The sequence below is a fragment of the Rhizobacter sp. P1_G5 genome, from assembly GCF_056405435.1.
The window spans coordinates 1-7181 of the sequence record NZ_JBFUCB010000297.1; the positions used below are offsets into that span (position 1 = coordinate 1).

The window sequence follows — 7181 nt, forward strand, 5'->3', positions numbered from 1 at the left end:
CCCCAGCTGAGCCCCCGCAGCCTGCCCCCGCCCGCCCCGTCCACGCGCACAGAAAGAACGGAGAGACAAGATGAGAATCGTCGCAGCCCTCGGAGGCAACGCATTGATCCGCCGCGGCCAGCCGATGTCGGTGCAGGTCCAGCGTGACAACCTGACGGCAGCAGCCCGGGCCCTCGCGCCACTGGCCGCCGACAACGAGCTGGTCGTCACGCATGGCAACGGCCCGCAGGTCGGCTGGCTCGCGCTGCAGGCCGCCGCCTGGCAGGACAGCCGCGCCGGTGCCGAGACCACCCCGCTCGACGTGCTCGGCGCCGAGAGCGACGGCATGGTCGGCTACCTGGTCGAACAGGCGCTGGCCTGTGAACTCGGCGGCCACCCGATCGCGACACTGCTCACGCAGGTGCGCGTCGACGCGGGCGATCCTGCCTTCGCCACGCCGACCAAGCCGGTCGGCCCCGGCTACCGGCTGCCCGAGGTGCAACTGCTCGCCGAACGCGGCTGGCAGTTCGCGCGCGACGGCGAGCAGTGGCGCCGCGTCGTGCCGTCGCCGCGGCCGCAGCAGGTCGTCGAACTGCGGGCCATCCGCCACCTGCTCGCGGCCGGCGTCGTCGTCGTCTGCGCCGGTGGCGGCGGCATCCCGGTCGTCGAGCGCGACGGCATGCTGCGCGGCATCGATGCCGTCATCGACAAGGATGCCGCCAGCGCCTTGCTCGCCCGCGAGCTGCACGCCGACGTGCTGCTGCTGCTCACCGATGTCAACGGCATCCGCACCGGGTTCGGCACGCCCGACGAGCACCGGCTCGCGTCGGCCACGCCGCGCTCGCTGCGCCAGCTCGCGCTGCCCGCCGGCTCGATGGGCGCCAAGGCACTCGCCGCCGCTGAGTTCGTCGAGACGACCGGCCGGCGCGCCGCGATCGGCCGGCTCGACGATGTCGCCGCGCTGCTGGCCGGCACCAGCGGCACCCAGGTCACGCGCGATGAATCCGATTTGAGTTGAATCAAGCCGTCGCGGCGGCACAGGCGTACCGTTGCACCATGCCGCAACGCCTCGCCACCGTGAACCCGATCCGCTCGATCCTGATGCTCGCGGACACCTCGCCGCGCACCGCGACACGGCTCACGATCGCACGCGAACTCGCCGAGCGGCACGACGGCGACGTCACCGCGCTGTTCGCCGCCACGCCGCTGCATGCCGAACCCGAAGGCCGCTTCGGCGCCGTCGCCGGCGCAGCCGCCACGCTCGACCAGCCCGACACCCGCCAGCTCGCACGCGAACGGCTGCTGCAGGACATCACCGGTGGCGAGGAGCTCTCGCGCGTGCGCTGGGCCGAGGTCACGCGCGAACCGGTGCTGCAGGCCCTCGTCCAGCACGCGCTGTGCACCGACCTGCTGGTGCTCGGCCAGCGCGACCCGGCCGTCGCAGGCCACGACCTGCCGGCCGGTTTCACCGAATCGCTGCTGATCGAAAGCGGCAAGCCCGCGCTGATCGTGCCCGACCGCGGCACCGCCAGCTCCGCGCCCGACTGCATGCTGGTGGCCTGGAAACCCTCGCGCGAGGCGGCCCGCGCCGTCACCGCCGCGCTGCCGTTCCTGGCGCAGGCCCGCGAGGTGCATGTCGCCAGCTGGTCGCGCAACGCGGTCGTCGGCGCCGCCGGCGGCCTCGACATCGTCGGCCACCTGAAGGCCCACGGCATCACGCCCGTGCTGCACCAGCGCGGCTACGAACCGCGCTCGATCGGCGACGAGTTGCTGGCGCTGGCCGCGCAGGTCGGCGCGCAGTGGCTGGTGATGGGCTGCTACGGGCACGGCCGGCTGCGCGAGCAGGTGCTCGGCGGCGCCACCCGCACGCTGATGCACACCGCGCCGCTGCCGCTGTTGATGATCCATTGACCCGAACCTGTCCACCACGATGAAGGAGAAGACCATGAAGATCCTGCTGGCTGTCGACGGCAGCGCCTGCACGAAGCAGATGCTGGCCTGGTTGGCCGCCCACGACGAGTTCCTGGGCGGCAACCACGACTACACCGTGCTCACCGTCACGATGCCGGTGCCGCCGCACGCCAAGGGCTTCTTCGACCGCGCGACGGTCGAGAACTACTACCGCGCAGAAGCCGATGAGGTGCTGAAGCCGGTGCGAATGTTCATCGCCCAGCAAGGCTGGAACGCCAGCTTCGTCGACAAGGTCGGCCATGCGCCGGCGGTGATCAGCGAGCTGGCTGACAGCGGCCGCTTCGACCTGGTCGTGATGGGCTCGCACGGGCATTCCGCCCTGGGCTCGGTCGTGCTCGGCTCGGTGACGGCGCGCGTGCTGAACCACTGCAAGACGCCGGTGCTCGTGATCCGCTGATCCGTTGTTCCGCTACGGCTGCAGCGGCAGCACCATCCGCAGGGCATCGCTGTCGCCGCCCTGCGCCTCGAAGCCGAAGCGCTGCACGAAGGCCCGCATCGCCTGGTTGTCGTGCAGCACCAGTCCCACCAGGCGTTGCGTGCCCTGCGCGCCCTGGTAGGCGATCAGCTTGTCCATCAGCAGCCGGCCCAGGCCCCGGCCCTGCAGGTCGCTGCGCACGACGATCGCGAACTCGGCCTCGACGTTGTCCGGGTCGACCGCCGCGCGCGCCACGCCCAGCGTCTCGCCCGCCCCGTCGGCGCCGGGACGCACCGCGATGAAGGCCATCTCGCGCGCGTAGTCGATCTGCGTCAGCCGCGCGAGCTCGCTGTGCGCCAGCTCGCGGCGCGCGTTGAAGAACCGGAAGCGCAGGTCGTCCGGGCTCAGCTGTTCGATGAAGCGGCGGTGCGCCGGCTCGTCCTCCGGGCGCACCGGGCGCAAGGTCAGCGGCTCGCCGCGCCACGCGATGGTCTCGACCAGCGCATCCGGATACGGCCGGATCGCGAAACGCTCCGCACCGGCCACCGGCACGCGGCTCAGCCGGATGCGCGCATCCAGCGCCAGCACGCCGTCGTGGTCGGCCCACAGCGGGTTGATGTCCAGCTCGGCCAGCTCCGGCAGGTCGGCCAGCATCTGCGACAGCGCGACCAGCGCATCGCCCACCGCATCGAGCCGCGCGGCCGGGTGGTCGCGGTAGCCGGCCAGCAGCCGCGACACCTGGGTGCGCGACACCAGCTCGCGCGCCAGCGCCCGGTTCAGCGGCGGCAGCGCGATCGCGCGGTCGGCCCGCACCTCGACCGCCGTGCCGCCATGGCCGAGCATCAGCACCGGGCCGAAACTCGGGTCGATGCTCGTGCCGACGATCAGCTCCTGCGCCATCGGCCGGCTCGCCATCGCCTGCACCGTGAAGCCGCTCACCCGGGCCTGCGGCCGCGCGGCGCGCACCCGTTCGAGCATGCCGGCCGCGGCCTCGCGCAGCGCGGCCTCGTCGGCCAGGCCGAGCGCGACACCACCGACATCCGATTTGTGCGTGATGTCGGGCGAGACGATCTTCAGCACCACCGGGTAGCCGATGCGGCCTGCCGCACCGGCCGCCGCATCGGCGTCGGCCGCCACGCGCAGCGTCACCACCGGAATGCCGTAGGCCGCGAGCACCGCCTTGGCCTCGTGTTCCTGCAGCATCTCGCGGCCGTCGAGCAGCGCCGCGATGATCACGCGGCGCGCGGCGGCGAGGTCCGGCACGGCATTGGCGCTGGCCGACGGCGTCTCCAGCAGCGTCGCCTGGTTGTGCCGGTAGCAGCGCAGCATCGAGAACGCGTTCACCGCTTCCTCGGGCGTCGCGTAGTCGGCGACGCCGGCATCGGTGAACAGCCGGCGCGCCTCGGCCACCGCCGTGTCGCCCAGCCAGCACGCCATCAGCCGGCCGTTCGCCTCGCGGGCCAGCGGCGACAGCGCGCGTGCGATCTCGGCGCTCGGCACGATCGCGGTCGGCGCGTGCATGAACAGCACCGCGCCGGCCTGCGGCTCGGCCAGCACCGCCTGCAGCGCGTCGACATAGCGCTGCACCGGCGCGTCGCCGATGATGTCGACCGGGTTGCCGCGCGACCAGGTGGCCGGCAGCACCGCGTCGAGCCGTGCCAGCAGCGCTGTCGTGGGCTCGGCCAGCGGCACGCCGGCGCGCGCGGCCGCATCGGCGGCCAGCACGCCGGCGCCGCCGCCGTTGGTGACGAGCGTCAGCGCGTCGTCGCGGTTGGCACCGAAGCGCGCCAGCGTCTGCGCCGCGACGAACAGCTCCTGCAGCGTGTCCACGCGCAGCATGCCGGCACGGCGGATCGCGGCGTCGAACACGATGTCGGAGCCCGCCAGCGCGCCGGTGTGCGAGGCCGCCGCGCGCAGGCCGTTGCCGGCGCGGCCGGCCTTCACGACGATCACCGGCTTGTTGCGCGCCGCGGCACGCGCGGCCGACATGAACTTGCGCACCGTGCCGGTCGATCCGCCGATCGATTCGATGTAGAGCAGGATCGCGCGCGTGTGCGCATCGCTCGCCAGGTGGTCGAGCAGGTCGCCGAAATCGACATCCGCATGCTCGCCGAGCGACACCAGGTGCGAGAAGCCGACGCGGCGTRCCCGGGCCCAGTCGAGCACCGCGGTGACCAGCGCGCCCGATTGCGAGATGAAGGCGAGGTTGCCGTCCAGCGCATCGGTGTGCGCGAAGCTCGCGTTCAAGCCCAGGCGCGGCGTCAGCAGGCCGAGGCAGTTCGGCCCGAGGATGCGCAGCACGTGCGGGCGGGCCGCCTCGAGCACCGCCTGCTTCTGCGCGGCGCTCAGCCCGGCCGTCATCACGATGGCGGCGCGCGTGCCGAGGCGACCGAAYTGGTCGATCAGCGCCACCAGCGTCTCGGGCGGCGTGCACAGCACCGCGAGGTCGGGCGCGGCCGGCAGCTGGTCGGGGCGGGTGAAGACAGGCTGCCCGTCGAGCGTGCGCAACCGCAGGTTGAGGGCGTGCAGCGGGCCCTTGAAGCCGCCGCGCAGGTTGCGCCAGACGGTGGCGCCGACGCTGGCCGGGCGGTCGGAGGCCCCGGCGACGGCGATGGATCGGGGTTCCAGCAGGTGATCGAGGTGGCGGACGCTCATGCGTCAGTGTGACATCAGCAGCGGCACGGTCGCGCTGCCGATCAGCTGCCGCGTCACGCCGCCCAGCACCCGTTCGGTCCAACGCGAATGCCCGTAGGCGCCCATCACGATGAGATCGGCGCCGAAGTCGGCCGCGTGCGACAGCAACGCGTCGGCGACGTCGATCGAGGTCGTCTCCACGCGCATGTCGGCCGCCACGCCGTGCCAGGCGAGCCACTGGCGCAGTGCGTCCAGCCGCGGCACCGCCGGTTCGCCGGCAGCAGGCCGGGGCGGGTTCCAGCGCACCACCTCGACGGCGCTCGCCTGCTGCAGCAGTGGCAGCGCGTCGTTGAGGGCGCGCACCGCCTCGCAGCTCTCGTCCCACGCGACGATCGCCTTGCTGCCGATCTTCTCCAGCGCCTGCGGCGAGCAGGCATGCGGCAGCAGCAGCGTCGGGCGGGCGCTGTACAGCAGCACCTGCTCGACCACCGCGCGTGCGCCGCGGTGGCCGGGAGCCGACGGATCGGCCTGCGTCAGCACGGTCAGGTCGCTGCAGTGCGCATGGGCGATCAGCGACGCGGCCGGCTCGGCCTCGTCGATCACCGTCTCGGCCGAGCGAAGCCCGCCGGCGACGCAGGCATCGCGGAAGCGGTCGGCGGCGCGCTCGGCCTCGTCGCGCAGGCTGTCCCATGCGAGCGCGGCCAGGTCGCTGAGCGTCGCGCCCGGCGAACCCGGCAGGTCGAGCAGGCCGGTCGGCGCGAGCCCCGCGAGGTGGCAATCCAGCCGCCGTGCCAGGCGGATGGCGGCCTGCGTGCGGGCGTCGCAGGTCGGGCTCTGGTCAAGGTACAGGAGGATGCTGCGGTAGCTCATGGTGCGGGCCTCGTGACGGTCACTGGATCGTTCGGATGCCAATCTAGGGCGCCGCGTGGCGGATGCATTGACGCAACGCAAGATCGCTTCGACGAGCGGCGGGGACAGTGCGATCACTTGTCCAGGGACCACCGATGAACGATGCCGAGCTGGCGATGACGGGGCCTGCGGGCCTGAGCGATGCCGAAGCCGCCGCGCGATGGCGGCGCGACGGCCCGAACCGCCTGCCGCCGCCGCAGCACCGCAGCGCCGCCGCGGTGCTGCGCGAGGTGCTGACGCAACCGATGGTGCTGCTGCTGCTCGCGTGCGCGATGACGTACGGGCTGCTCGGCAACGCCGTCGACGCGCTGGTGCTCGGCGGCTCGCTGGTGCTGGTGGCCGCGATCTCGGTGGTGCAGGCGCTGCGCACGCAGGCGGTGCTGGAGGCGCTGCAGGAGCTGGCCAGCCCGCGCAGCACCGTGGTGCGCGACGGCGTCGCGCGGCGCATCGCGAGCCACGAGCTGGTGCGCGGCGACCGGCTCGTCGTGCAGGAGGGCGACCGCCTCGCCTGCGACGCGCTGCTGATCGAGACGCAGGGCCTGCGGATCGACGAATCGATGCTGAGCGGCGAATCGGTGCCGGTCGACAAGGGCGGCGACGGCCCGCAAGCGCGGCAGCTGATGTCCGGCACGCTGGTGGTGCAGGGCGACGGCGTCGCGGTCGTCACCGGCACCGGCGTGCACACCGCGCTCGGGCGCATCGGAGGTTCGCTCCGGCAGCTGCAGCCGCCGCCGAGCCGGCTGCGCCGCCAGCTCGACGTGCTGGTGCGCCGCGTCGCGCTGGTGGCGCTCGCGACCTGCCTCGTGGCGGCGGCGGTGTTCGCGTGGCGAGACGGTTCGTGGACCGGCGGGCTGCTGGTCGGGCTGACGCTCGCGATGGCGATCGTGCCGGAGGAGTTCGCGGTGGTCTGGACGGTGATGCTCGCGCTCGGCGCCTGGCGGCTGGCGCGGCAGCAGGTGCTGACGCGCCAGCCGCAGGCCATCGAGGCGCTCGGTACGGCCAGCGTGCTGTGCGTCGACAAGACCGGCACGCTGACCTGCAACCGCATGACGGTCGTCGAGACCTGCGGCGACGACGCGCTGCGCTGGGCCGCGCTGGCGTGCGTGGGTGAAGGGCTGGAGCCGATGGACCGGGCGATCCTCGCGCTGCAGCCCCAGGACGAGGCGGCGCTGCTGTGGCGCGAGGGCGTGCAGCCGCAGCGGCCGTTCGTGCGGCAGGCGTGGCGGCGCGCGGGCGGCTCGGTCGAGGGCAGCTGCGTGGTGGCGATGAAGGG

Annotated in this window: 6 protein-coding genes; 4 read left to right on the forward strand and 2 right to left on the reverse strand. The window is 73.2% G+C overall.

Features of this window, described 5'->3' with window-relative positions:
* Positions 1 to 70 precede the first annotated feature (70 nt).
* Genes AC1D12_RS19540 through AC1D12_RS19550 form a run of 3 tightly spaced genes read left to right on the forward strand, consistent with a single transcriptional unit; the run spans position 71 to position 2347 of the window.
* Positions 71 to 997 carry a carbamate kinase gene (locus AC1D12_RS19540; protein WP_477842352.1) on the forward strand — a complete coding sequence of 309 codons (927 nt, stop codon included), beginning with the start codon at positions 71 to 73 and terminating at the stop codon, positions 995 to 997.
* Between the two features lie 38 nt (positions 998 to 1035).
* Positions 1036 to 1890 (forward strand): universal stress protein, encoded by an 855-nt coding sequence (locus tag AC1D12_RS19545; protein WP_477827381.1) that lies wholly within the window; start codon positions 1036 to 1038, stop codon positions 1888 to 1890.
* A 34-nt stretch (positions 1891 to 1924) separates the two neighbouring features.
* Positions 1925 to 2347, forward strand: a complete 423-nt coding sequence (locus AC1D12_RS19550; protein ID WP_465113055.1) for a universal stress protein — start codon at positions 1925 to 1927, stop codon at positions 2345 to 2347.
* A 12-nt stretch (positions 2348 to 2359) separates the two neighbouring features.
* On the opposite strand, the gene AC1D12_RS19555 is transcribed toward AC1D12_RS19550, so the two are convergent.
* Together AC1D12_RS19555 and AC1D12_RS19560 are read right to left on the reverse strand one after the other, a co-directional pair.
* The gene (locus AC1D12_RS19555; RefSeq protein WP_477842354.1) at positions 2360 to 5020 is read right to left on the reverse strand and encodes a bifunctional acetate--CoA ligase family protein/GNAT family N-acetyltransferase; all 2661 of its coding nucleotides are present in this window, start codon (positions 5018 to 5020) and stop codon (positions 2360 to 2362) included.
* 3 nt (positions 5021 to 5023) lie between these two features.
* Positions 5024 to 5869, reverse strand: coding sequence for a universal stress protein (locus AC1D12_RS19560; RefSeq protein WP_477842356.1), 846 nt, complete (start codon positions 5867 to 5869; stop codon positions 5024 to 5026).
* 134 nt (positions 5870 to 6003) lie between these two features.
* On the opposite strand from AC1D12_RS19560, the gene AC1D12_RS19565 reads away from it, so the two are divergent.
* Positions 6004 to 7181: HAD-IC family P-type ATPase (locus tag AC1D12_RS19565; protein ID WP_477842358.1), on the forward strand; the 1178-nt coding region annotated here is incomplete at its 3' end.